Annotated in this window: 20 protein-coding genes and 1 pseudogene; 3 read left to right on the top strand and 18 right to left on the bottom strand. The window is 64.9% G+C overall.

All coding sequences use genetic code 11. The features are described 5' to 3' along the window. Positions 1–26: 26 nt before the first annotated feature. Positions 27–1,040 (top strand): 2-dehydropantoate 2-reductase, encoded by a 1,014-nt coding sequence (locus ACCD03_RS00650; protein ID WP_413410499.1) that lies wholly within the window; start codon positions 27–29, stop codon positions 1,038–1,040. Here the strand turns inward: ACCD03_RS00650 and ACCD03_RS00655 are convergent. From ACCD03_RS00655 to ACCD03_RS00695, 9 genes and pseudogenes are all read right to left on the bottom strand, one after another. Then, positions 1,037–1,729, bottom strand: a complete 693-nt coding sequence (locus ACCD03_RS00655; RefSeq protein WP_413410500.1) for a Crp/Fnr family transcriptional regulator — start codon at positions 1,727–1,729, stop codon at positions 1,037–1,039. The genes ACCD03_RS00650 and ACCD03_RS00655 overlap by 4 nt on opposite strands. Positions 1,730–1,746: 17 nt before the next feature. Beyond that, on the bottom strand, positions 1,747–2,118 hold the full coding sequence (locus tag ACCD03_RS00660) for a 2OG-Fe(II) oxygenase (protein ID WP_413410501.1): 372 nt from the start codon (positions 2,116–2,118) through the stop codon (positions 1,747–1,749). A gap of 44 nt (positions 2,119–2,162) precedes the next feature. Beyond that, positions 2,163–2,426, bottom strand: coding sequence for a DUF2164 domain-containing protein (locus tag ACCD03_RS00665; RefSeq protein WP_024977923.1), 264 nt, complete (start codon positions 2,424–2,426; stop codon positions 2,163–2,165). Positions 2,427–2,461: 35 nt separating this feature from the next. Beyond that, a complete protein-coding gene (gene treA, locus ACCD03_RS00670; protein ID WP_325650884.1) occupies positions 2,462–4,075 on the bottom strand; it encodes an alpha,alpha-trehalase TreA in 1,614 nt (537 codons plus the stop codon). A 187-nt stretch (positions 4,076–4,262) separates the two neighbouring features. Further along, positions 4,263–4,822, bottom strand: a pseudogene (locus ACCD03_RS00675) (dihydrofolate reductase family protein). A gap of 70 nt (positions 4,823–4,892) precedes the next feature. Further along, a complete protein-coding gene (locus ACCD03_RS00680) occupies positions 4,893–6,065 on the bottom strand; it encodes a GGDEF domain-containing protein (protein ID WP_325650887.1) in 1,173 nt (390 codons plus the stop codon). 93 nt (positions 6,066–6,158) lie between these two features. Further along, positions 6,159–6,422 (bottom strand): hypothetical protein, encoded by a 264-nt coding sequence (locus ACCD03_RS00685; protein ID WP_325650889.1) that lies wholly within the window; start codon positions 6,420–6,422, stop codon positions 6,159–6,161. Positions 6,423–6,659: 237 nt separating this feature from the next. Next, a complete protein-coding gene (locus ACCD03_RS00690; protein ID WP_045205742.1) occupies positions 6,660–6,986 on the bottom strand; it encodes a hypothetical protein in 327 nt (108 codons plus the stop codon). Between the two features lie 71 nt (positions 6,987–7,057). Further along, positions 7,058–7,408 carry a hypothetical protein gene (locus ACCD03_RS00695; protein WP_024977928.1) on the bottom strand — a complete coding sequence of 117 codons (351 nt, stop codon included), beginning with the start codon at positions 7,406–7,408 and terminating at the stop codon, positions 7,058–7,060. A 208-nt stretch (positions 7,409–7,616) separates the two neighbouring features. Between ACCD03_RS00695 and ACCD03_RS00700 the strand changes: the two genes are divergently transcribed. Then, positions 7,617–8,195 (top strand): chorismate mutase, encoded by a 579-nt coding sequence (locus tag ACCD03_RS00700; protein WP_413410679.1) that lies wholly within the window; start codon positions 7,617–7,619, stop codon positions 8,193–8,195. Positions 8,196–8,263: 68 nt separating this feature from the next. Here ACCD03_RS00700 and ACCD03_RS00705 read toward each other — a convergent pair whose 3' ends face one another. From ACCD03_RS00705 to ACCD03_RS00730, 6 genes are all read right to left on the bottom strand, one after another. Next, positions 8,264–10,423: a pectate lyase gene (locus ACCD03_RS00705; protein ID WP_413410502.1), complete on the bottom strand. Its 2,160-nt coding sequence runs from the start codon at positions 10,421–10,423 to the stop codon at positions 8,264–8,266. 46 nt (positions 10,424–10,469) lie between these two features. Further along, positions 10,470–12,251 (bottom strand): glycoside hydrolase family 28 protein, encoded by a 1,782-nt coding sequence (locus ACCD03_RS00710; RefSeq protein WP_413410503.1) that lies wholly within the window; start codon positions 12,249–12,251, stop codon positions 10,470–10,472. 456 nt (positions 12,252–12,707) lie between these two features. Then, a complete protein-coding gene (locus tag ACCD03_RS00715; RefSeq protein ID WP_413410504.1) occupies positions 12,708–14,189 on the bottom strand; it encodes a DegQ family serine endoprotease in 1,482 nt (493 codons plus the stop codon). Between the two features lie 147 nt (positions 14,190–14,336). After that, positions 14,337–15,653 (bottom strand): ATP-binding protein, encoded by a 1,317-nt coding sequence (locus ACCD03_RS00720; RefSeq protein ID WP_413410505.1) that lies wholly within the window; start codon positions 15,651–15,653, stop codon positions 14,337–14,339. A gap of 3 nt (positions 15,654–15,656) precedes the next feature. Next, entirely contained in the window at positions 15,657–16,391 is a 735-nt protein-coding gene (locus tag ACCD03_RS00725) for a response regulator transcription factor (RefSeq protein WP_413410506.1), read from the bottom strand. Between the two features lie 95 nt (positions 16,392–16,486). Further along, positions 16,487–18,211, bottom strand: a complete 1,725-nt coding sequence (locus ACCD03_RS00730; protein ID WP_413410507.1) for a protease pro-enzyme activation domain-containing protein — start codon at positions 18,209–18,211, stop codon at positions 16,487–16,489. Between the two features lie 215 nt (positions 18,212–18,426). Between ACCD03_RS00730 and ACCD03_RS00735 the strand changes: the two genes are divergently transcribed. Next, the gene (locus ACCD03_RS00735; protein WP_252693948.1) at positions 18,427–19,260 is read left to right on the top strand and encodes a MurR/RpiR family transcriptional regulator; all 834 of its coding nucleotides are present in this window, start codon (positions 18,427–18,429) and stop codon (positions 19,258–19,260) included. A 13-nt stretch (positions 19,261–19,273) separates the two neighbouring features. On the opposite strand, the gene ACCD03_RS00740 is transcribed toward ACCD03_RS00735, so the two are convergent. From ACCD03_RS00740 to zwf, 3 genes are read right to left on the bottom strand one after another with little or no spacing between them, the layout of a single operon-like run. Next, positions 19,274–20,341 carry a glucokinase gene (locus tag ACCD03_RS00740; RefSeq protein ID WP_413410508.1) on the bottom strand — a complete coding sequence of 356 codons (1,068 nt, stop codon included), beginning with the start codon at positions 20,339–20,341 and terminating at the stop codon, positions 19,274–19,276. After that, complete coding sequence (gene pgl, locus ACCD03_RS00745) at positions 20,322–21,026, bottom strand: 6-phosphogluconolactonase (RefSeq protein ID WP_413410509.1); 705 nt, start codon at positions 21,024–21,026, stop codon at positions 20,322–20,324. Before pgl ends, ACCD03_RS00740 begins: the two co-directional genes overlap by 20 nt. Next, positions 21,026–22,495: a glucose-6-phosphate dehydrogenase gene (gene zwf / locus ACCD03_RS00750; protein ID WP_045205731.1), complete on the bottom strand. Its 1,470-nt coding sequence runs from the start codon at positions 22,493–22,495 to the stop codon at positions 21,026–21,028. Before zwf ends, pgl begins: the two co-directional genes overlap by 1 nt. Positions 22,496–22,570: the final 75 nt, after the last annotated feature.

Genomic DNA, 22,570 nt, shown 5'->3' on the forward strand with positions numbered 1-22,570 from the left:
GTGCCAGCGCAACAACAAGGAGACGCATGGCGAAGATCTGCATCGTGGGGGCCGGCTCGATCGGCTGCTATCTGGGTGGCCGTCTGCTGGCGGCCGGCGCCGACGTCACGCTGGTCGGCCGCGCACGCATCGGCAACGAGCTGCGTGAGCACGGCCTCACCTTGACGGACTACCGCAACGGCCGCTGGCAGGTACCGCCGGCTGAGGTGCGCTACGTGACCGACCCCGGCGCTGCCGCCGATGCCGATCTCGTGCTCGTCACGGTCAAATCTGCTGCCACGCAATCCGTGGCCGATGCGTTGAAGCCCCTGCTGCGCGCGGGTGCCATCGTCATCAGCTTCCAGAACGGTCTTGGCAATGCCGACGTGCTGCGGGCCACCCTGCCGCAGCACACCGTGCTGGCGGGCATGGTGCCATTCAATGTGATGCAGCCCGGCCCCGGCGCTTTCCACCAAGGCACGGGCGGTGAGCTGGAAGTGGCAGCGTCACCCTTGCTAGAGCCGTTTCTCGGTGACTTCCTCCGCGCGGGTCTGCCGCTCACAGAACGGACCGACATGGCAGCCGTGCAATGGGCCAAGCTGCTGCTCAACCTCAACAACGCCGTCAACGCACTGGCCAACCGGCCGCTGAAGGAAGAGCTGTCGCAGCGTGCATACCGGCGCTGCCTGGCGCTGGCGCAAGTGGAGGCGCTGCGGCTGCTGTCGCGTGCGGGCATCCAGCCCGCCAAGCTGACGCCCATACCGCCCGCCTGGATTCCACGCCTGCTCGCCACGCCTGATGCGGTGTTTGCGCGGCTGGGCGGCAGGATGCTCGCCATCGATCCGCTCGCGCGTTCGTCCATGTCCGACGATCTGGCCGCCGGGCGCACGACCGAAGTCGACTGGATCAACGGCGAAGTTGTGCGCTTGGCCGAGCGCCTGGGGCAACGCGCCCCCGTGAACGCGAAACTGTGTGCGATGGTGCATGCCGCCGAATCTGCCGCCACACGCCCAAGCTGGTCGGGCAACGATCTGCTGGCGGCCTTGCGGGCAGCGGGTTAGTCGGCGCCGGCCTCGCTCGCGTCCAGCAACAACGCCATGTCTTGAATCTCGATGTGGCCATAGCGCAGGCGGATCGCGCCGAGTTTGACCAGCGCCTGCAGCTCCTTGCTGAGCGTCTGCCGGCTGATGCCCAGCATCATCGCCAGCGCGTCTTGCGAGGTGGAGATGCTCGCGCGCCCTTCTGCCGATTGCGACACATCGCCGTGCGCCAGTGAAGCGATACGCCGCGCCACACGCGCCCGCGTACCGTGCAGCGCCGCACTCGCCAGCGAGCCATACGCCAGGCGCAAGCGCGCCGCCACCAGCCGCGCAATCGCTCCGGCAAATGCAGCATCGCGCATCAATGCTTCAAAGCGCGCCACGCTCACCCCCAGCACGTCCGAATCTTCCAGCGCAATTGCGCAATGGCCACGCGGTTGTTGATCGAGCGTCGACACCCCGCCAAACCAGTTGCCTGGCTCCACCAACGTGAGGATCGCCTCATCTCCGTCGGCATTGAAGATGGAGAGTTTGAGCGCGCCACTGGCCACGCCAAAGAACGCGTGCGAACTGGCGTCCATCGGATCGCCCTGACGAAAGAGAAATGCGCCGGCTGCGATGTGCAGCGGCACCGCGGCTTCGAGCAGCGCATCAGCCGCGTGCGGCGGCAGGCTCTGGAACCAGGGGTTGGCGGCAAATGCGTGCGTCACGATTCTGTTCCCGGCCCTCACGCGCGCGGCCCTAACACCCACCCCACCGACAGCACATATCGGCTGCCACCCACCACGCGCGTCACGCTGTGCTCGCACGCATCGGGACGGAAGAGCTTGATGCGCCTTGTCTGGAAGATCGGTCGGGCGCAGACGAACTCGCCGCCCGCCCGCGGCGACTTCAGCACGATGTTCAGCCGATAGTGGCGACCGTTGGTGACGGGGTCGGTATGCGGCGGAATTTCCGAACCGTCCGGGTAGCGGATCAGGTAACTGTCGAACGGAATGGGCCACAGCGCGGTGGCCAGCAGCATCTTGTCGTAGCCGGTGCCCTGGCGGCCGCGCTGCCAACGGAAGGCCGTGCTGAAGAATGCGCGCAAGGAAGACATGGAAGCGAAGCAGCCCGATGGAATCCGGGCATGGTAGCGGGGAACTATCGGCGCTTGTCGAATTTCTTCCAGTATCCGAACGGCTCCTGGTGGCACTCGTAGTCCAGCTCGGCCACGCGCGTGTGCAGGCGCTCCTGCGCCTCCTGCACGGCGAGGTTGTAGACCACCGGGCCGATCTCTTCCAGAAAGAAACTCAGGAGCGCACCGGCCTGGATGTTGCCGATGCGCTCTTCCATGTGCTCGGTGAAGTAGCGCTGGATGGATTGAACAGCCTCTTCGCGGACGTCGCGGTCAAGTTCGATGGGCATGCGAGGCACTCGTAGCGGCGGATGAAACCGCCAGCTTACTGCCCGCGGCCATACGCATCCAGCAGCTTGAGCGTGACACCGTTGGTCCAGCCAAACCCGTCCTGCAACGGGTATTCCCCTCCACCACCGCCCGTGCCCGTTCCATCGACGATGTATTTCTCGACGAGCTTCTGCTGGCTGGCGTAGAGCTGCTCGACGCTGCCGAGAAAGCGCTCGCCGATCGCCTGCGCGAGCGGCTGCCAGCCGTACCGCTGCGCACCACGCAGCGCGATCCATTGCAGCGGCGCCCAACCGTTCGGGGCATCCCACTGCTGGCCAGTCTTGAAGGTAGTGGTGGACAGCCCACCCACCTGCAGCAGCGCCTGCTGCGTCCATTGCAACGTCTTCCACGCGCGGTCTGGCCGTGCTGCGCCCACAAACAGCGGATACGTCATCGCGGCAGACTTGTTGTCGCGAATGCGGCCGAGCTGCCAATCGTAGTCTGCGTAGTAGCCTGCGGGGTGCCACAGGTAGCGCTCGATGGCGACGGCACGTTTTCCGGCGCGCACGGAATATTCGACCGTGCACGCAAAATCGCGCGCCGCTGTGCAGCCGCGCGCAATGGTCTTCTCCAGCTGGAACATCAGGCTGTTCAAATCCACCGGCACGATCGACGTGGTGCGAATGGTGCCCAGCGTGGCGTTGTCGCCAAACCAGCGCGAGCTGAAATCCCACCCGCTTTCAGCTGCTGCGCGCAGGTCGCGCCAGACTTCGTTGGCAGGGCGTGCGGGTGTTTGCTGCGCGGTGGTCACGTCTTGCAGATAGGACTCCGGGCGCGGGGTGTCCTGGTCGTCCCAGTAGCGGTTGAGAACAGCGCCGTCGCGCATAACGACGACGTTGCTGCTCGCCTGCCCAGCGGGCGTGGCGGCGGCGCCGCGCATCCAGTACGCATACTCCTTGCGCAGTTGCGGCAGGTAGCGCTTGAGCGCCGCATCACCCTCCTGCTGCGCGGCCAGCTCGACCATCAACGCAAAGAACGGCGGCTGCGAGCGGCTCAGGTAATACGTGCGATTTCCGTTGGGAATGTGGCCGAACTGGTCGATGGCATAGGCGAAGTTGTCGAGCATGTTGTCCACCAGGTCTTCGCGGCCGGCCTCCTGCAGCCCGAGCATGGTGAAGTAGGTATCCCAGTAATAGCCTTCGCGAAAACGGCCGCCGGGCACGACGTACGGCTTGGGCAGCGGGATGAGCGAGCTGTTGTCAGGCGCGGTGGTCGTCGTGCGCGTGAGCGCCGGCCAGAGCCAGTCGATGTGGGCGCGCAAGGTCTGCCCTGCAGGCGGTGTCACGGGCGTCTCCACCGGCGGCGTGAAGTACTGATCGACAAACGCCTTGAGCGAAAAACCCGGTACGTTCTTCTGTGCCTGGTAAGCCTGCAGGATCGCAGCCGGTGCGGCTTTGGGCACCGCATCGACAAACGTCTTCTGATCGGGATACACCTGCGCGGTCTGCACGGCCACGAACAAGTCGCCGTAAAGCTTGTCGGGCGACGGCGGCAGCGCGGCACCCACGCCCACATCGGCCAACGCGGACGACGCCGCCAAACCGAACGCCAGCCACGCAGCAACATTGGCCGCGCGGCGCCGGATCAAAAAGTGAGCCTGTCGATGCATCGTCATCTCCTGCCTGGTGGACGGAAAGCCAGTCCAGAAAAGGAGACGCCGACAGCGTTGTCAAATCGACAGGTTTTGCGCAAAACAGCGGCATGCCGAAGCGCAAGAAATGGCGCCGTATTGGGCGCTGCGGGCAGGCAACTTGCTAATGCGCCGCGATGCTTGGCTCGGTCATCCGGCCCCGGCGCTACCCGCGCGCAACCTCGTAGCGCATCTCCACGAAGGTTTCTTGTAGGGCACGGCGGAAGTGAGCTTGAGCGCGGGCTGCACGATGCGGCGCGGCAACAGGGGCAGCCCGGTGCCCAGCGTGACAGGCATCACCTGCACGATCAGTTCGTCAAGCAGCCCTGCATCGAGAAACTTGCCGGCGAGTTCCCCACCACCAACGATCCAGAGATTGCGTCCGCCGGCTGCGGCGAGCATGTCGCGGTGGACGGGCGCCACATCGCCACGCACGAATCGGATGTCTGCACCTTGCACCGCCGGCAGGGTGCGCGATGTGAAGACCCACGCAGGCTGCACGTAAGGCCATGGCTGCGCTTGCCCCTCAGGGCCCGGCTTGGCCAGTTCGCGCAGCAGCCATTCGTAGGTGGACGCACCCATGGCCAGCGCGCCGACGTCGCGAATGAAGCCGTCGTAGCTCGTGCCTTCCAGTGAGCCAAACTGCATCAGCCAATCGAGCGAGTGATCCGTCGTGGCGATGAAGCCGTCCAGGGTGGTAGCGGCGTAATACTGCGTCTTCGACATGGCGGGCTCCCGTTGAAATTTAGGAGCGAAATGCTACGCCGCACGGATTGCCGTTGCCTTGCGGGCGGCGCTACACCACCGGAACGGCGTTGCCAGCATCGGCAGCGCAAATCCGGTTGCGCCCCTGATGCTTGGCGTCGTACAGCGCGCGGTCTGCGCGTGCGCTCAGCCGGTCGAACGATTCAGCGGGTTGCCACGCCGCCACGCCACCGCTGATGCTGTAGCGGCAGGGCTGCGCACCGGCCATGACAACTTGCACGGCAGCAGCTTTGCGCAAGCGATCTGCGAGATGCATGGCGTTGCCGCTGTCTGTGTCGGGCAGCAGTAGCGCGAACTCTTCGCCGCCGATGCGCCCAAGCACGTCGGTCGGCCGCAGTTGCGCTTGCGCCATCTGCACGAACGCGCGCAGCACCGCATCGCCGGCGGCATGCCCGAGGCTGTCATTGATGCGCTTGAAATGATCCAGATCGAGAATCAGCAATGCCAGCGGCCTGGCGTGCTGCTGCACACGGCCGACATGGCGGCGCGCCAGCGCCTCAAAGCCCTGGCGCGACAGCGCACCGGTCAGAAAATCGCGGTTGGACGCATCGCGCGCGTCGGCCAGCAGCGCGTCATGCACCATCAGCATGGCCGACATCGACAGGATGGGCATGATCGCCGCCGCCACCACGAGCAGCAGCACGCTGCCGGCGCTGGCAAACATGCTCGGGCTGGAAGCCGCATCCAGCGTCAGGAAATAGAAGCCGCGTACGAGCTGACAAACGCCGAACACGAAAGCAATGATGGCCGTTACCCGATACGGATAGGTCGGTCGACCGGCGGGCGAATGGCGTACCAGCATCCACGTCAGTGCCGTGCAGAATGCAGCGGAAAACAGCGTGGTCGAAAACACCCGCATGGGGATGCTGTCGACGGCGTAGCGCCAGTAGATGACCGCCACCCCTACCGCCGTCACGCCTGCCAGCAAGATCGGCCACTGCGGCCGACGGCCGAGAAAGCGCGCGCAGCCCGCGTAGTACGCAGCACCACCGAGCGCCAACAGGACGTTCGCCACAACAACCGAGAGGCTGTCGGGAATCTTCCCGCGCAGCAGAATCAAGGGTAGGGCCAGCACCACGGCCAGATTGGCACCAAACCATTCGGCAATGCCGGACTTGCCAGCGCGCAGCAACGAACCGAGCAGCCCCAGAAGCACAAAGCTCATCAGCGCCGACGTGGCAATGGCGACGCCAGGATCCAGCATGAGCACTCCCCGGGGTTTCAAGCGGGAGGATTCTACGTGAGGGCGTGGTGAGGCAATATCACCGGGCGGTGGGGGCCAACCATATGGCGCGGGTCAAATGCCGCGGCTGCGGCTCTTTTTGTACTGCGCCTTATTCTCGGATTTCTTGTCAGCATTGCGACCCGAGAACCAAGTCACCACACCTGCCACCAGCATGACGAGTCCCAGGACCAGCGGGATAAACAATGCGCCCCACCCGCCGCCTGCCCGCATTCCCTGACTCACACCGGACACGAGAAAGAGGAAAGCAACCAAGCCCACCGCAATCAACAGCAGGCCCAGGAGCGCTGAAAGCAAACCTTTTGTTGACGTTCGCATGGTGTCTTGCTCGAGATTGAAGGAGCGAAATGCTACCGCGCAAGCCGTACGCACGCGATCAGGCCACCAAATCTACATGCATGGACCGTCGCCTGCGTGGCACGGAACGTTTGCACCAGCGTGGCCAATGTGGGCGCACGAACGATCTCGGATGGGGTGCGAGGCCGGATCGGCAGTCCTCAGCATGAACGTGCGGCGATGACTGCAACGCTTGCCTTCGAGGACCGCCGCGCAATGTCATGGCTTCGGTCCGAGATCGTCTACGGCATGTCCGCCAGCGGGCTGCAACGCGGCTTCAGCGGCGTCCACCTGCGTGGGCTCGGCGTCGATGGTCAGCAGAAAGCGCCCGCCGATCACGACGTTCTGGAATTTGCGCTCGTAGGTCTCGGCGTTTTCGCCGCCGGGCTCGTAGTCGCCGCAAAGGAAGTTGCCGCACAAGGCACCTGCCTCGTCACCCTGGTGCGACAGCGCGACGCGCTCCAGCGTGAGGCCGGTGTTCAACACGGCTTGGCGGGCTGCCTCAGCAGCGGCGTGGTCTGTGAAGATGCGGACGATGGTTGGCATGGGTTCTCCTCGTCGTGGTGAACCCAAAGTTGACGCATCGACCGTGCCCAGCGGCACGCCGGGCGGGTGGCTCAGAACAGCGCCATCTGCCGCATCCCAAACCCGATCGCCTCTTCCACCCGCATGCGCGCGTGCGTGAGCGACCCCTCGATGCCCGAGAGCGTGCCGGCCAGCCAGCGGTAAAGCAGCGGCGCCTGGCCGCGCGGACTCAGGTGGATTTCACCGAGCTTCTTGCCGCGCTTGTCACGGTAGTAGTGGGAGCGGTAGCCGCGTTCCCAATGCGTGATTGGGCCGCGCCATCGGCGCAAGCGGCGGGGTTTGGTGGGGGACGTTTCGGCTGGCGATGCAGACGCTGGTTCCTCCCAGCCGAAAGCGGGTTTGGCAAACAGCGGCAAACCTTCCAGATCGGGGTAAAAATCCATCGTCGTATGCTCAGCTAGCCGCGCCGCCGCAGGCTTTGCAGACAAACACGGCGCGCAGCCCGCATGATACCTGGGTTTATGGCAGACAGCACGTGCAAACGCCCTAACGGCGGGCATCGGAACAACGTTGCGCACGTCGTTCGATCAGCGCTTCGGTATGATGGCCGCTCCCAGTTTCATGACACGCGGCAATCGACCGGTACCTAGCATGAAGAACGCCCTTAACACGTTGATGACACCCCGAATCGCCTGCACTCTGTTGTTGGCTGCAAGCTTCGCCACCCAGGCCCACGCCCAGGACGGCGCCTTTGCACCGCTGCTCCGCCATCTGGCGGATCGCCTGGTCACCGCCGACCAGGTTGCGCTGAGCAAATGGGACAGCGGCAAGTCGGTTTACGACCCGGCACGCGAAGCCAAGGTCATCGCCAATGCCTCGGCGCAGGCGCCAGCCTACGGCCTGGCAGCCGCGGACGTGAGCGATGTCTTCACAGACCAGATCGAGGCGAACAAGGAAGTGCAATACGCCCTGCTGAACGACTGGCGCCGGGCCGGTGCTGCGCCCACCGCGCAGCGTCAGAGCCTGCCGGATGTGATCCGCCCCAAGCTGGACGGGTTGCAGAAATCCATTCTGCAAGCCCTGCGCGATGCTGCCCCCGCACGCAGCCAGGCGGATTGCCCGATGCAGGTGGCGAACGACATCGGCCGTGTCGTGCATGAGAAATCGCTCGACACCCTGCATCGGATTGCACTGGACCGTGCAACGGCAAGGCTCTGCAGCACCCGCTGATCCCATGAAAAAACGGCGCGGGCCTGAAAGGGCACGCGCCGCTGCATCCGTCACGCTTGTCCGTGAAATCAGGGCGTGGGCGTCCAGCTCGCGCCGTTGCCATCCTTGAAGCTGGCGAACACCTTGGCGGTGGTGTTGAGCCCACTCAAATCAATGGCGCTGGTGGCGTATTGGGTATCGCGCCCCGACATGCTCAACGCATTGCCGGCCGCGTCCATGCTCAGCCATTCACGCCACCCTGCGGTTGCGGTTGGTGTTCCGGGGTACGGTGCCATGGCGCCGTTGGTGTTCGGATCTTGCCAGCCGCCGCTTGCGATGTGTGCGCCCATCTTCGTGCTGATGTACGCAGCTGTGTCGCAATACAGTTGAGCATTGCCGAAACTGCCGGTGCCCGTGTACTGCTGGGTGCAGTAGCTGTTCGCGGCCTGGGTGGCACCAGTCAGGGATCGTGCGAGATAGGTGGTCCCCGCAGGCACCGTGGCATCCGCGGTCAACGCGCTGTTGAGCACCACGAAGCCCGGGTAGCCCGTGGCCGCACGTGCCTGGATGATGGCGTTGACGCTGTAGCTGCCGCCCGAACCGGCGATCGGGTCAAACGTCGTATGCAGCTCGCTCTGCTCGAACAGTGCCGCATAGGGCGAGCCCCAGATGAAATCGACGTTTCCCGCAATGTAGGACTTGTAGTACCAGACCCAGCCCTTGGTCTGGATCGTATCCTGCGCGCTCAGGAAGTTCATGAAACTTGCCACCATGCGGCTGGCGGTCAGGGTTGAGGTGTTGTAGTAAAGCGCCTCGGCCTGGTTGTTGAAGTTCGATTGTCTGACGTGCGAGTTCTGCAACGTGAAGTTGGTGAGCTTGAGCAGGTCGGAGCCCTCCACCAGAAGGACGGATCTTCCGCCCCCCAGGGCGCGCCGGGTGCCGCTGCCTTCCGTCGTCAGCGTCGTGGCCGGTGCTGTTTTGCTGCCGCCGGTGCCCGGGTTGTAAGACTCCGAATTGTCCTGGTAGACGATGGTGCCCGCCTGGCTCTGGCCCGAGATCGTCAGGTTATTCACGTTACGCAGGAACAGCTGCTCGTTGTAGCTGCCATCCTGGATCGTGATCGTCTTGCTGGCCGACGCGTTCGCGCTGCTGTTGCGCATGATCCAGTCGAGCGCACCCTGTACGGTCCGGAAGTCCGCCGTGCCGGTGCTGGCGACGGTCACGGCCGTCTGGGATGCCGGGGCGGCCTTGGTCGTGAAGGTCCACGCCGTAGGCGAGGTGATGCCCGCAAAGGGGGTACCGTTCATCTTGCCGGCCAATACACCGTTGTCGATGGTGACGTAGTACTTGGTGCCGTTGCTGAGCATGTTGTCGTGCAAGCGGATGGTGGCCGTGTTGCCGGAAATCGTGACCGGCGTGTAGTACACATACCGCCACTGGGTCAGCCCGGTGTTGTTGCCCAGCGTGTCGATCTCGGTGTTGGCGGCCGGCATGTACGTCTGCGTTTCGCCGCCGGCGGTGACCGGTGCGCCACTGATATCGATCTGGTCGACCTGCGCGCCCGTGGTGGCATTGAAGACCTTGATCAAGCCGGTCGCACCCAAGGTAGGTGTGGCGTCAAAGCTGAGTTGCAGCCGCGTGTCGACATAGGCGGCGGTTTCTCCATTGGCGGGAACCAACCCGACCGCGTTCGTCGAGCCTGACGACGAACCACCGGAAGACCCCGTTCCTCCGGAAGCCGCCGCGACCGTCACTGACGTACTGCAACTGCCCTGGGCCGCGCAGCCCGACACCCCTTCGCCGGACGTCGAAACAGAACTGGTGAGGCTACCGGCGGCTGTGGCCGTGGCCGTCAGGGTGACGGTCGCGGCGGCTCCGGCTGCGAGCCCCGCAGGAATGGTGCACGTGAGCGTGCTGACTGCCGGGCCGCATGTTGCACCCTGCGCGTTCACCGCGATACCGCCGACGTTGCCGGGCACGGTGGCCACCAGCGAAACGGTATCCCCGGTGGCGCCGCTTCCATTGTTCACGGCGGTGATCGTCCAGATCACCCGGTCGCCAACGGCGGCGCTCGTCTGGCTGGCGGTCTCGGACACATTCACAGAAGCGAGGCTGGCCGTTGTAGCCGAGCCGCCGCTTCCGCCGGTGGTAGCGCTGGCGGTGCCGGTGCCACCATCTCCGCCGCAGCCCGCCAACAGCAGTGCCGGCAGGGCTGCAACCACAACTGCGCGCTTGAACGTTCTTGTCATTGTTGTCTCCTCTTCTTCTTTTGGTGTGAGCGGGCCGTAGTTGTGCTCAGTGAATCGACATCGGCGCATTCACTGCGGGGAAGTCCACGAACGCGCTCGAGCAGTCATAGGGCGCCGGGGTTGCCGTCCGGTTGTCGAAGATGTGGACGTGGTTGATGTCCTGGCCCGCGAGCAGCAGGCTGGCAAACGACACCGGCCCCGAACCCATCGTCAACTCCGCATAGGACGGCACGGGATTCGTCAGCTTGGTCGTTGCCCAACCCGGCAGAGAATCAAAGACCACGTTGTCGAAGACGACGTTGTAGAGATAGTTGAACTGGCTCTGCGACTGGTAGCCGCGCAGCAACAAGGCCGCGTTGGCGCCGTCGTAGACGGAGCCGGCCACATCTAGGTAGCGGAAATTGCGCACCGTGATGTCGTGAAGGTTCGGGTAAAGCGCCTTGGCCGAGCCGGAAGCGTCGCCGTAGTACGGGTCCATCACGATCGGCTGTTGCACGCGCCGTGCGCACACACCGTCAACCGTCACATTCTTGACTTCACCGCCACGGCTATCGTCGGTCTTGATGCGAAAGCCGCTGGTGGCGCCCATGTCAAAGCCATCGATGGTCAGGTCGCGGATCGTGATGCCGTTCATGCCGCTGTCCGTTTCGCTGCCGAGCGACATGCCGTGCGTGAAATAGAAGCGGTTGTGCAGGATCTGCACGTTGGAAACGGGGCCCGTGGTGCTGGCGTGCGACTTGATGGCGATGCCGTCGTCGCCGTTGCTGATGTGGTTGAACGCGATGAGCACGTTCTGCGATTGGCCCGGGTCGATGCCGTCTGTGTTTTTGACGGTGGCAGGCGTAAAACAGGTGCTGGGTGTGGTGGTATTGGGCGAACCTGAGACGACCGGCGTCGTGTTGGCTGCGCATTGGTAGCCTGCCACGGAGTATTCGAGCGAGGGCGTCAGGATCTTGGTGCCCCAGGCGGTCACGCCGCTGACGCCGCTGGTGACAACGTGGAACTTCGGCGCGTTCTGCAACGTAATTCGATAGAGGCTGAAGTTGCTGCCGCCATTCACCTGGATGAGGCGCGGGTTGTTCTGACTGGCGTTGCTCATGGTTTTGGTCAGCGCGCCGACATCCCACCACGTGAGCTTGTTGGCATACAGGCCGGAGGTGAGCACTTCGCCGCCGCGGCCGTCGATCACGCCGTCGCCGACCACACCGTTGCCGTTGGGCGTCGTTGTGATGAGCGCGTTGCAGCCGTTGTCGCTGCTGGCGGTTTCGCCGCAATTGTTCTTGCCGCTGATCTGGTAGTCAGACGGCTTACGCGAGGCGAACAGTGTCACCCCCGCATCGACCCACAGCGTGACGGACCCCGGCAAGACGATCGGACCACTGAGGAAAGCGTTTTGGCCTTGGCTTCCCTTGACCAGCTTCACCGCTTGTCCGGCAGGACAACCGTTGATGGCCGCCTGAATGTTGGCGGTGTCGGGCTGAGAGTCGGCCGGCGGCGCATCCACCGACGCGTCAAGCAGCCCCTTGCTGTTCTTGGTCAAGGTGGCGCTCAAGGTCGCGCACACCGTGGTGGGCAGCGGCGGCTCCTTGCCCTGCACGGCCGGATCAGAAAGCGCCGTGGCCGGCCAGAGCGCAGTGGACGTTGTCGTAGATGTACCGGTGCCGACTCCAGGGCCTGTTCCAGGGCTGGTGGCGACACCACCACCGCTGCTGGCGATGTCGCTACTGCTGCCATCACCACCGCCGCAGCCGGTCAACACAAGGCTGACAGACAGGCAGATCAGGCCGATGCAGGCACGCGCTGGCCGCACCGCTCTTGAATGGGTCATCGTTTTGTTCTCCTCGTTTTCTTCGTATGGGTGTGAATTCAGCGCGCGTGCGAGCCGCTCGCAGGCGGAGCAGCGCGCATTTGGTGGGGGCGGGCGCGCGTGGGAATACGAGCGCCGAATGGGCGGATCAGCACGCGCCGGTATTGCGCTGCAACGTGCGTCGTGAAGGCGCGAAAAGCGTATGGGCGCGAGTTGGCGCCCACCGCCGGTGGCGGGGGTATTGCATGCGTCTCCTCTCTGCTTTTTGTATTGGCCTCTACCGAAGGACTGCATCCTTGCGAGCAGGCATGTCCCTGGTCAGCCAATTTCTGATATATCAAAATCTATTAATTGATATATTAGAAGTCAAGGCAGGGTTTTCCCGACAGAGCCGGAGGGCCGGCAAGACGGAAACAAAAAAAGCCGGCCCAGAGGACCGGCTATTCGAGGAGAGATAGCGCCTAGCCTAGATTTACGTCAACCCAGATCCACAGGCACGAAGATCTTCGTATCGTCACGCTGCACCAACAGCGCGACATGCTTGCCGGCACGATCCACCAGCGTGCGCAACTCCTGCACCGATGACACCGGCGTGCCATTGAGCGACAGGATCACGTCTCCGGGCTGGATGCCGACCTTGGCCGCCGGGCCGGTTACGTCCATCACCACGAGGCCGCCAGGCAGGCCGTTCTGGCGCTTCTCTTCCGGTTGCAGCGGTCGCACCGCCAAGCCCAGGCGGCCTTGGTCCGGCGCAGCCTTTTCACTGGACGCCACCTTGGCGTCCTTGGCTGCACCGACGGTCACAGTCAGCGTGGTCTGCTTGCCCTGGCGGATGATCTGCAGCGGGACGGTGCTCCCAGGCTTGATGTCGGCCACCTGCTCGGGCAGATCACCCGACCGGTCGATATGTGCATCGCCAATCTGCAGGATCACGTCGCCAGGTTGCAGGCCGGCCTTGGCTGCGGGGCCGCCGTCTTCGACCGAGTTGACCAATGCGCCTTCTGGCTTGGGCAGCTTGAAGGAATCGGCAAGCGACTGGTCGACCTCTTGCACCGCAACGCCCAGGCGGCCACGCGTGACCTTGCCGGTGGACACAAGCTGCTGCTCCACCTTCATCGCCACATCGATCGGCACGGCAAACGACAGGCCCTGGTAGCCGCCGGTCTGGCTGTAGATCTGCGAATTGATGCCAATCACCTCGCCGCGCTGGTTGAACAGCGGGCCGCCCGAGTTGCCCGGGTTCACGGCCACATCGGTCTGGATGAACGGCACATAGGTATCGTCCGGCAGCGAGCGCGACTTGGCGCTCACGATGCCTGCAGTGACGGTGTTCTCGAAACCGTACGGCGAACCGATGGCCAGCACGGGCTCACCCACCTTGGTATTGGCTGGGCTGCCAATCTGCACCACCGGCAGGTTCTTGGCGGAGATGCGCAGCACTGCCACGTCGGATTGCTTGTCGACGCCCAGCACCTTGGCCTTGAACTCGCGACGATCGGTCAGCTTGACGTTGACCTCCTGCGCGCCATCCACCACGTGCGCGTTGGTCAGGATCAGCCCATCGGCCGAGACGATGAAGCCTGAGCCAAGACCGCGCACGATCTGGTCGCCGCGTTGTTGCGGCATCTGAGGCATGAAGTGTTTGAAGAATTCGGAGAACGGATCATCCGGGCTCATGCCGGGCGGCAAGCCCTGCATGCTCGTGCGCTGCGCGTGCGCGGTGGTGCTGATGTTGACCACCGCCGGGCCGTAGCGATCGACGATGCCGGAGAAGTCCATCGGCGCCGCCACAGCCACCGCAGCTGCGCCAGGAGCCGGCGCGGTCGTTGCCGTTGCGGTGGCCACGGGTGCCGCCACCGCACGCGAAATCATGTCTTTCTGCAGATAGGCGTAGCCGCCTGCAACGGCGACCACAGCGGCCAGGCCAGCCGCACTGCGTGCCAGGGTTTGACGCGTCATTGTCGTGTCCTCTCTTGCTTAGCACGAGGGTCACGGCCTGCGGAGTCGCCTGTCGTGCCCATCGGTTGAAGGCATCGTAGGCGGGCAGACTTAAACGAGACTTAAAGGTGCAAGGCGCACGCGCACATCACACGAAACAAAATGTTTCTACGCATTGGCCTTGAATGGAAAGCGCAGCACCACGCGCAAGCCGCCACCCTCGCGCGCTTCCAGTGCCAGAGTTGCGTCGTGCGCCTGGGCGATCTCGCGCACGATGGCGAGGCCGAGGCCGCTACCGCCCGTGGGTGCCTGCGCTGGCCGATAAAAGCGATCGAGCACGCGTTCGCGTTCCTCCGCAGGGATGCCAGGGCCGTTGTCTTCCACCACGAGCTGCGCGCCACCGTCGGGCGTATGTTCGGTTGACACATCGACGCGCGCCCCGGCTGGACAGTATTTCAGTGCGTTGTCGACAAGGTTGACCAGCAGCACGCGCAGCGCATCGGCATTACCGATAACGGATGCGGGCTGCGACTCCACTGCGATCCCCAGGTCAATGCTCTTTTGCACTGCCGCCGGCGACAGTTCGGCAACCACGTCGGCCGCCACCGCCTCGAGCGCAACCGTTGCGCGCTGCGTATCGGCAGCGCCCGGCTCCTGCCGGGCGAGCGTCAGCAACTGGCCAACGAGGCGAATCATGCGTTCCACACCGCGATGCAGATCGGCATGCGCGGCGCGGCGTTCGTCTTCGTTTTCAGCGCGGTCAGCCACCTGCAACTGCAGCTTGAGGGCGGCCAGCGGCGTACGCAGCGCGTGTGCGGCATCGGCAACGAACGCGCGCTGGTGCGCGAGCGCGGTGCCGAGTCGCGCAAGCAGATCGTTCAATGCATTCGTCAGCGGGCGGATCTCGTCAGGCAAACCCTGCGTGGGCAACGGCGACAGCGCTGCCGCGTCGCGCGCCTGCACCTGCTTCGCTACCGAACCCAGCGGCGCCAGCCCACGCCCGACCGCCAGCCACACGATCCATCCCAGTAGCGGCAGCAGGATCAGCAACGGTGCGACCGTACGCAGCGCCATGCGCGCCGCCACCTCGTGCCGCGCGCTGTATGGCTGGGCGATCTGCACCACGGCGGGCCCGAACGCGACGCTGTAGATGCGCCACGGGCCTTCCGGCGTATTCGCGTCGGAAAAGCCCAGCTCCGCCTGGTCCGGCAGATCGGGCCGCGCGTGCGAGAGATAAAGGCTGCGGCCGGTGCCGTCCCAAATGCGGATCACGACGTCGTCGTCACGGGCAATGCCGGCCAGCGCCGGCGGCGGCGGGTCGATCCACTGGCTCGGCAGCGCGGCGGCCACCTGCTGCATCTGGTAGTCGAACAGCGCGTTGGCTTCCTGGCGCGCCTGCGCGTAGATCAGGCCGGTGGCAATGACAATGCCCGCCAGCAGGCCGCCGGCCAGCCACCACAGCAGGGTTTTACGGATCGATTGCATGGCTTATTGGTGCGAGTCGCCGTCGGCAGGTTCCACAGGCGACGTTGACGCCTCACGTGGAATCACATACCCCACGCCGCGGATGTTCTGGATGAAATGGCTACCGAGCTTCTTGCGCAGCGCGTGGATGTAGACCTCGACCGTGTTGCTGCCGACCTCTTCATCCCAGCCGTAAAGGTTGTCCTGCAACTGGGCGATCGACCACACCTTGCCCGGCCGCGCCAGCAGCGCATGCAGCACCGCAAACTCGCGGCCCGACAGCTTGACCGGCACCCCCGCGCGCAGCACCTCGCGGGTGACGGGGTTGAGCAGCACCTCGCCGTGGCGCATGAGCGGATCGGCGCGGCCGCCTTGTCTGCGCAGCAGCGCGTGCATGCGTGCCGCCAGTTCCTGTAGGTCGAAGGGCTTGACGAGGTAATCGTCTGCGCCCGCATTGAGACCGGCCACGCGGTCGGCCACCGCATCGCGTGCGGTCAGGATCAGGATCGGGATGGCGATGCCGCGCTGGCGCAGTTCGCGCACCACGTCCAGCCCGTCGCGCTTGGGCAGGCCGAGGTCGAGCAGCATGAGGTCGAACATGGTGGTGCCGGACTCTGCGCCGGCGGCACCAGGCGCCGTGATGGCGTGTACGGCGGCCTCGCCGTCACGCACCCAATCGATGGCGAAACCGTCGTGGCGCAAACCCTTGCGCACGCTGTCGCCAATCATGTCGTCGTCTTCCACGAGCAGTACGCGCATGACGAATCAAGAATAAGCCGGGGAAGGCCCATTGTAGAACCGCCGCGCGGGCGGTTGGCGCTTTGTCCAAAACCGCCCGCAAACTCACCTCCGCATCAAAATCCGCCCGATTTGATCAACTGGTTCAACGCGCCGATGTTCAGGCTGCCCCAACCCGTCGGGTAGTCCCAGCCCTTGGCGGCGCTGTAACCGTAGCCCTGGTAGCCGTTGTTGCCCGAGACCACGTCATAGCGCAGCAGCGACGCGTTGGCCGGAATGGCGCTGTACAGACGCGCCGCCGGGAAGCCCAGGTTGCCGTTGGCCGCCAGCAGCCGTGCCCAGAAGCCGACGAAGATGGGCGAAGCCAGGCTTGTGCCGCCAATCTGCTGCAGTTGCCCGTAGTTATAGATGTAGGCACCCGTGCTTTGCGCCGCGTCAAACGACACATCGGGCAACAGCCGCGCATTGCCGCCCTGCCAGCTCGGTGCCGGCAGGATCTGGCTGATGCCGCCGCCGGTGGCCCACAGCTTGCCGTTGCCGTCCAGGCCTTCGTTCCACACGGTCTCGCTGGCGAAGCTGGAACCGCTCGTGTAGAGCGTGGTGCCTCCAATGGCGAGCACGTGCGGCGACGACGCCGGCCACGACACGCTGTAGTTGGCGCCGTCCGGATAGCCGCGGTTGTTGCACTCGTAGACGCCCTCGTCGCCCGAAGACACGGAGAACGTCTGCCCCTGCGCCGCGGCAGTTGTGAAGATGGCCTCTTCAGCGTCGAGCGTGCCGTCGGCGCTGGCGTCGTTCTCGCACCAGCCGAGCGACACGTTGATGATCTTGGCGGTGTTGTCGGTCACCGCCTTGTTGAAGGCCTTGGTCAGGCCCGTGTTGCCCGGCGCGTTCATGTCGGCCATGTAGAAGGCCAGCTTGCCGACCGTGCCGCCGGCCGCACCCACAATGGATTGGCTGTCGAGGTTCCACTCGCCCTGGCCTTCCTGATCATCGGTGTAGTTGCCGCTGGTGCCGTTGGTCTTGATCGTGGTGGTGGACACCGCGGCGTAGCCGTTGCTGCTCGTGAACGTGCGCAGGTCACGCAGCGTTTGCGATACGCCGCCGATGGTGATGACGCCCACGGTGGTGCCCGCCGCCGTCGGCACGCCGGTCGCGCCGTACAGCGCCGGGAATTCTTTCGGATAGTGGCCCGTCGCGGTGCCCGCAGCCAACGTGCGCGCTTCGGCCACATCGCCCACACGCAGCAGCGGACGCGCACGCGCCACATTCTGCAGGCCCAGCACCGAGCCGACGATGCCGCCCAGGGCGCGTGGCACCTGAGCCTTACCGCTGTTCGCAAACCCGCTGCGGCCTGCTAGCTGGTAATGCACCAGCGGCGTGTTGAACGCCGCCTTGACCGTGCCCGCCGTACCGCGCGCCGACACCAATAGCCGGTTGGGCGCAACGTCAATATCGATAAAACCGTTCTGCCGCAGATAGCGCACCACGGCGTCCACCTGCGCCTGCGTGGGCGCGTGGTCGGCCAGGAACTGCTCGCTGGTCAGGTACTTGCGGTAGCGGGGGCTGCGCGGGTCGTTGACGTCGTGGGCGAGCGCCTTAAGGCTGGCCTCATTGCGCAGCTTGAGGCTGATCAGCACATCGGCGGTCTGGCCGGGCGCGACCTCGTTGGCGGCGCCGCGCGCCATGAGTTGCGGGCCGGTCACGAACGCCTTCGTGTGGGTGTCGACCCAATCGGTGGCGGCATGCAGCGGCCCGGCGGCGAGCACCAGGGGCCATGCACAAGCCAGTTGTCGGCACAAAGTAGAAAGGTGCTGCATGGGGAGATCAGTACGGAGCATCGGATGTCCTTTTGAGGTGTACGACGTTGCAGGACCACGCCGCTTGTGACGACGTGGGCGTCGTTCACCGTATCCAACGCCTTGCCCTCGCAACAGTGCGAAAACAGTCAGTTGCATCCGGAGCGCGCTGCATCTAGCAACCCCTCGCCGGGCGGTTGCGCAAGGCAGCGCTTGCCTTTATCGTGATGCGATCCGCCATTCGAACCCGCGCGCAGATGAGCGCCCAGCAAGCCACTTCCCCCGCCACCCCTGATTCACCGACCGACCTGCGCGAGCGCATTCGCGCGGCGCGCCCGTCGCTCTCGCCGGCCGAACGCCAGGTGGCGGATTGGGTGCTGCGCCAGCCCGGTACGGTGCTGAGCCTGCCGGTGGCCGCCATCGCGCGTGAGGCCGGTGTCAGCCAGCCGACCGTGATCCGCTTCTGCCGCTCAATGGGCTGCCACGGCCTGTCGGACTTCAAGCTGCGGCTAGCGCAAGGCAACGTCGCCCGGGATACCGCGCCGGCGCGCATCGCATCCCCCTCGGGCACGCGCGTCCTGCAGAACGCCATCGATTCGCTCACCACGCTGCAAGATCGATTCGACCCGCGCACGCTCGATGCAGCGGTGGCGCTGGTCGACAGCGCACACCGCATCGACCTGTACGGCTTCGGCAGCTCGGGCGTGGTGGCGCTCGATGCGCAGACGAAATTCTTCCGCTACGGCATTCCCGCGAATGCGTATAGCGATCCGTATCTCGTGTCGATGTCGTTGAACGTGCTGCAGGCGGGCGATGTGGTGATCGCCATTTCCAAATCGGGCGCGTTGCCCGAACTGCAGACAGCGGTGGAGCGCGTGCGCGAACTGGGCGTGCACGTGATTGCCGTGACAGCGCCCGACAGCCCGCTCGCGGCACTCGCCGATGTGGTGCTGCCCGCCGACGTGGACGATGCCGTAGCCGACCGTTCAATGGTCGCGCGCCTGTTGCACCTGGCGCTGCTCGATGCGCTGGTGCTGGAAGTGGCGCTGCGCAAGGGCAGCGCACTCCATCACGCCGATCAGCCTGAGTAACGCGAGCGTTGCGTCAGTGCCCCTGGGCCACCGCGTGGTCCATCGCAGCGCAAAGGCCGATCAGCCCCGGATACGGAGAATGAATCACGTACACCGGCATCGATGCCACATAGGCGGAGAAGCGGCCCTTGTCTTCAAAGCGGCGCCGGAACGGTGAGTTGGCAAACGCCGGCCCCAGACGCGGGACGATGCCGCCGCCGATGTACACGCCGCCGCGCGCACCCAGCGTGACCGCCAGGTTGGCCGCGATGGTGCCGAGAAACGCGCAGAACGTATCGACGGCATAGCGGCAGCGTGCGTGGTCGCCAGCGGCATCTTCCATCTCGCCGAGTGCGATGGCGGTGATGTCGGCGGCGCGGCGCAAGGTGGGGCCTTGCTGCCAAAGATCGAAGCACGCACCTAGCGCCTCGTAAATCAGCTCCAGGCCCATGCCGGAGATCAGCCGCTCGGCCGACACATGGCCGAAGCGCTCGCGTGCGAAGCGCCAGATGACGGCCTCCTCGTCGCTCATGGGCGGAAAGGCGACATGGCCGCCCTCGCCCGCCACGGCGATGTAGCGGCCCTCCTGCGTCGGCAGCAGCGATGCAACGCCCAGGCCCGTGCCAGCGCCGAGCAGCGCCCGCGGTGCATCGGCCAGGCTCGCGCCGCCACCCACCTGTTCCAGTTCCTCTGCAGGCAGATACGGCAACGCATGCGCCAGCGCGGCAAAGTCGTTGAGCACGACAAAGGTGTCGAAGCCCAGCGACTGCCGCATCGCCTCGATCGAGAACGCCCAATCGCGGTTGGTCATGCGGATCTGGTCACCCAGCACCGGATTGGCGATGCCGATGGCCGCATGGCGCACGCCAGCAACAGCGATCTCCGGCGGCAGCGATGCCAGATACGCGCGCATGGCCGCTTCGAGCGAAGGGTAGTCATCGCCGGCCAGCACACCGATGTGGGCCAGGCGCATGGGCGCCATCTCCACCGCAAAGCGCACGTTGGTGCCGCCAACATCGGCCACCAGCCGCGGGTAGGCCAGCATGTCGGCCAATTGGTCGGCCCCCGTGCCCGCGTTCACCTCATGTAGTCCAATAGACATCGAGCGGTACCTCCCGCTGATGAATGACGTAGCTCACCGGCAGCGCACGCTGTGCCACGCCTCGCGCGGCATCGTCGAACACACCGCGCTTGACCGGTCCCGAGATCGAAAGGAACAACCGCCGCGCCGCACACAACGCAGACAGATTCAGGCTGATACGCCGATGCGGCGCTGTGCCCGGGCGCACAGGCAGATAAGCCGGAGCCTGCGTGCGATCGATGCCCTCGTTCAATTCAGGCGCGTCGGGAAACAACGATGCGGTATGCCCATCGTCCCCCATACCGAGAATCACTACGTCGGGTTGCTGAAACGGATCATTGGCAGTCGCCACGCATGCATCCACGTCAACCGATTCGCCATGCACGTGCGGTGACAACACCAGCGGAAAAAAGCGTGCTGCAGCTGCGGCATCCTGCAACAGGTGCTCGCGGACGAGGCGCGCGTTGCTGTCGGCATGCTCGGGCGGCACGGCACGCTCGTCAACCAAGGTGATCGACACATCGGCCCAGCGCAGCGGCAACACGCGCAACGCGGCAAACAGCGCAACAGGCGAGCGCCCGCCCGACACGGCCAGGCACACGCTGCCCTGTTCTTCGATCACATATGTGAGCGTGTTGGCAATGGACGCTGCCAACGCTTGCACCTGCGCCGCGGCGTCTGGAACTGCGTGCCAGCGCATTGCCATTACATCTCCTCGTGCCAGGCAGCGTTGTCGCGTGAGAGCAGCGCGCTCGATGCCGCCGGGCCCCAACTGCCTGCGGTGTAACCCTTGGGCGGAATGCGTGCTTCGTTCCACGCTTCAATGATCGGTTCGACCCAGCGCCAGGCTTCGGCCTGCTCATCGCGGCGCACGAACAGACCGAGCTTGCCGTTGACGGCGTCCATCAGCAGACGCTCATACGCGCCGGCATGGCGCACGCCGCCGTGGTCGGTAAAGTCCAGGTCCAGCGTGGACGGCTGCAGGCCGAGCGCCGCGCCCGGCGTCTTGGTCAGGAACTGCAGGCGGATGCTCTCTTCCGGCTGCAGGCGGATGACGAGACGGTTTTCCGGAAACTGGATCAGCGGCTTGGGAAACAGCGCGTGCGGCACGTCGTGAAAACGCACCACGATCTCCGCCAGCCGCTGCGGCATGCGCTTGCCGGTGCGCAAGTAGAACGGCACGCCGGCCCAGCGCCAGTTGGCAATCTCGGCCTTGATCGAGACGAACGTTTCGGTACGGCTGTCCGGCGGAATGCCCTGTTCATGCAGATAACCCTGCACCGGCTGCCCCGCAATGGCGCCTTCAAGATACTGGCCGCGTACGGTCTTCTCGGGCACTTCCTGCAGCGGGATCGGCTTGAGCGCCTTGAGGATCTTCAGCTTCTCATCGCGGATGGCGTCTTGCGACAGGCTCGACGGCGGCTCCATGGCGACAATACACAGCAGTTGCAGCAGGTGGTTCTGCACCATGTCGCGCAGCGCGCCGACACCGTCGTAGAAATCGCCGCGCTTTTCCACGCCAAGCTGCTCGGCAATGGTGATCTGCACGTCCTTGATCCACTCGCGGCGCCACAGCGGCTCGAACAGCGCGTTGCCAAAGCGGATCGCCATCAGGTTCTGGACGGACTCTTTCCCGAGGTAGTGGTCGATCCGGTAGATCTGGTCTTCGGCAAAGAATTGCGCCACGGCGGAATTGATACGCTCGTTCGACGCGAGATCGGTGCCCAGCGGCTTTTCCAGCACCAGCCGCACATTGGGCGTATTCAGCCCGACGCGGGCGAGTTGCGCGCAGATGTCGATGAAGAAACCTGGGGCGGTGGCCAAGTAGCACACGGTTACCGGGGCGCGGTCTTCACCCAGCGCGGCGGCCAATCCGTCGAACTGCTCGGGCTTGCGGGCGTCGACCTGCTGATAAACGATGCGCTCGGCAAACGAGGCCCAAGCGTCGTCGGAAACGGGCGCGCCGGAGTACAGGCGCATGGTCGGGCGCGTTTCGCGCTCCAGCAGGGCAAGGTAGCCGGCTGTCTCCAGCGGCTGCGTGCCGATGGCGAATATCCGCCCACGCGGGTGCAGTTCGCCGCCCTGATGCGCATCGAACAAGGCCGGAATCAGCTTGCGGCGGGCAAGATCGCCCGTACCGCCGAACAACACCATGTCGAATGCGGGCACCGACATCGTCATCTCCTGTGTGTGAGCCATCGATTAGGCTAGCCTAGCTGACTAGCAAGACACCACGTGTTTTTAGCTTAT

The organism is Ralstonia sp. Ralssp135 (genome assembly GCF_047304345.1).
GTDB classification, from domain to species: Bacteria; Pseudomonadota; Gammaproteobacteria; order Burkholderiales; family Burkholderiaceae; genus Ralstonia; species Ralstonia chuxiongensis.

Excerpts from the sequence above, each read along its gene's own strand:
- pgl (WP_413410509.1), bottom strand. The coding sequence starts at position 21,026 with ATGGCAATGCGCTGGCACGCAGTTCCAGACGCCGCGGCGCAGGTGCAA.
- ACCD03_RS00740 (WP_413410508.1), bottom strand. The coding sequence starts at position 20,341 with ATGTCTATTGGACTACATGAGGTGAACGCGGGCACGGGGGCCGACCAA.
- zwf (WP_045205731.1), bottom strand. The coding sequence starts at position 22,495 with ATGTCGGTGCCCGCATTCGACATGGTGTTGTTCGGCGGTACGGGCGAT.
- ACCD03_RS00720 (WP_413410505.1), bottom strand. The coding sequence starts at position 15,653 with ATGCAATCGATCCGTAAAACCCTGCTGTGGTGGCTGGCCGGCGGCCTG.
- ACCD03_RS00735 (WP_252693948.1), top strand. The coding sequence starts at position 18,427 with ATGAGCGCCCAGCAAGCCACTTCCCCCGCCACCCCTGATTCACCGACC.
- ACCD03_RS00700 (WP_413410679.1), top strand. The coding sequence starts at position 7,617 with ATGAAGAACGCCCTTAACACGTTGATGACACCCCGAATCGCCTGCACT.
- ACCD03_RS00705 (WP_413410502.1), bottom strand. The coding sequence starts at position 10,423 with ATGACAAGAACGTTCAAGCGCGCAGTTGTGGTTGCAGCCCTGCCGGCA.
- ACCD03_RS00680 (WP_325650887.1), bottom strand. The coding sequence starts at position 6,065 with ATGCTGGATCCTGGCGTCGCCATTGCCACGTCGGCGCTGATGAGCTTT.
- ACCD03_RS00725 (WP_413410506.1), bottom strand. The coding sequence starts at position 16,391 with ATGCGCGTACTGCTCGTGGAAGACGACGACATGATTGGCGACAGCGTG.
- ACCD03_RS00715 (WP_413410504.1), bottom strand. The coding sequence starts at position 14,189 with ATGACGCGTCAAACCCTGGCACGCAGTGCGGCTGGCCTGGCCGCTGTG.
- ACCD03_RS00690 (WP_045205742.1), bottom strand. The coding sequence starts at position 6,986 with ATGCCAACCATCGTCCGCATCTTCACAGACCACGCCGCTGCTGAGGCA.
- ACCD03_RS00695 (WP_024977928.1), bottom strand. The coding sequence starts at position 7,408 with ATGGATTTTTACCCCGATCTGGAAGGTTTGCCGCTGTTTGCCAAACCC.
- ACCD03_RS00660 (WP_413410501.1), bottom strand. The coding sequence starts at position 2,118 with ATGTCTTCCTTGCGCGCATTCTTCAGCACGGCCTTCCGTTGGCAGCGC.
- treA (WP_325650884.1), bottom strand. The coding sequence starts at position 4,075 with ATGCATCGACAGGCTCACTTTTTGATCCGGCGCCGCGCGGCCAATGTT.
- ACCD03_RS00710 (WP_413410503.1), bottom strand. The coding sequence starts at position 12,251 with ATGACCCATTCAAGAGCGGTGCGGCCAGCGCGTGCCTGCATCGGCCTG.
- ACCD03_RS00650 (WP_413410499.1), top strand. The coding sequence starts at position 27 with ATGGCGAAGATCTGCATCGTGGGGGCCGGCTCGATCGGCTGCTATCTG.
- ACCD03_RS00730 (WP_413410507.1), bottom strand. The coding sequence starts at position 18,211 with ATGCTCCGTACTGATCTCCCCATGCAGCACCTTTCTACTTTGTGCCGA.
- ACCD03_RS00665 (WP_024977923.1), bottom strand. The coding sequence starts at position 2,426 with ATGCCCATCGAACTTGACCGCGACGTCCGCGAAGAGGCTGTTCAATCC.
- ACCD03_RS00685 (WP_325650889.1), bottom strand. The coding sequence starts at position 6,422 with ATGCGAACGTCAACAAAAGGTTTGCTTTCAGCGCTCCTGGGCCTGCTG.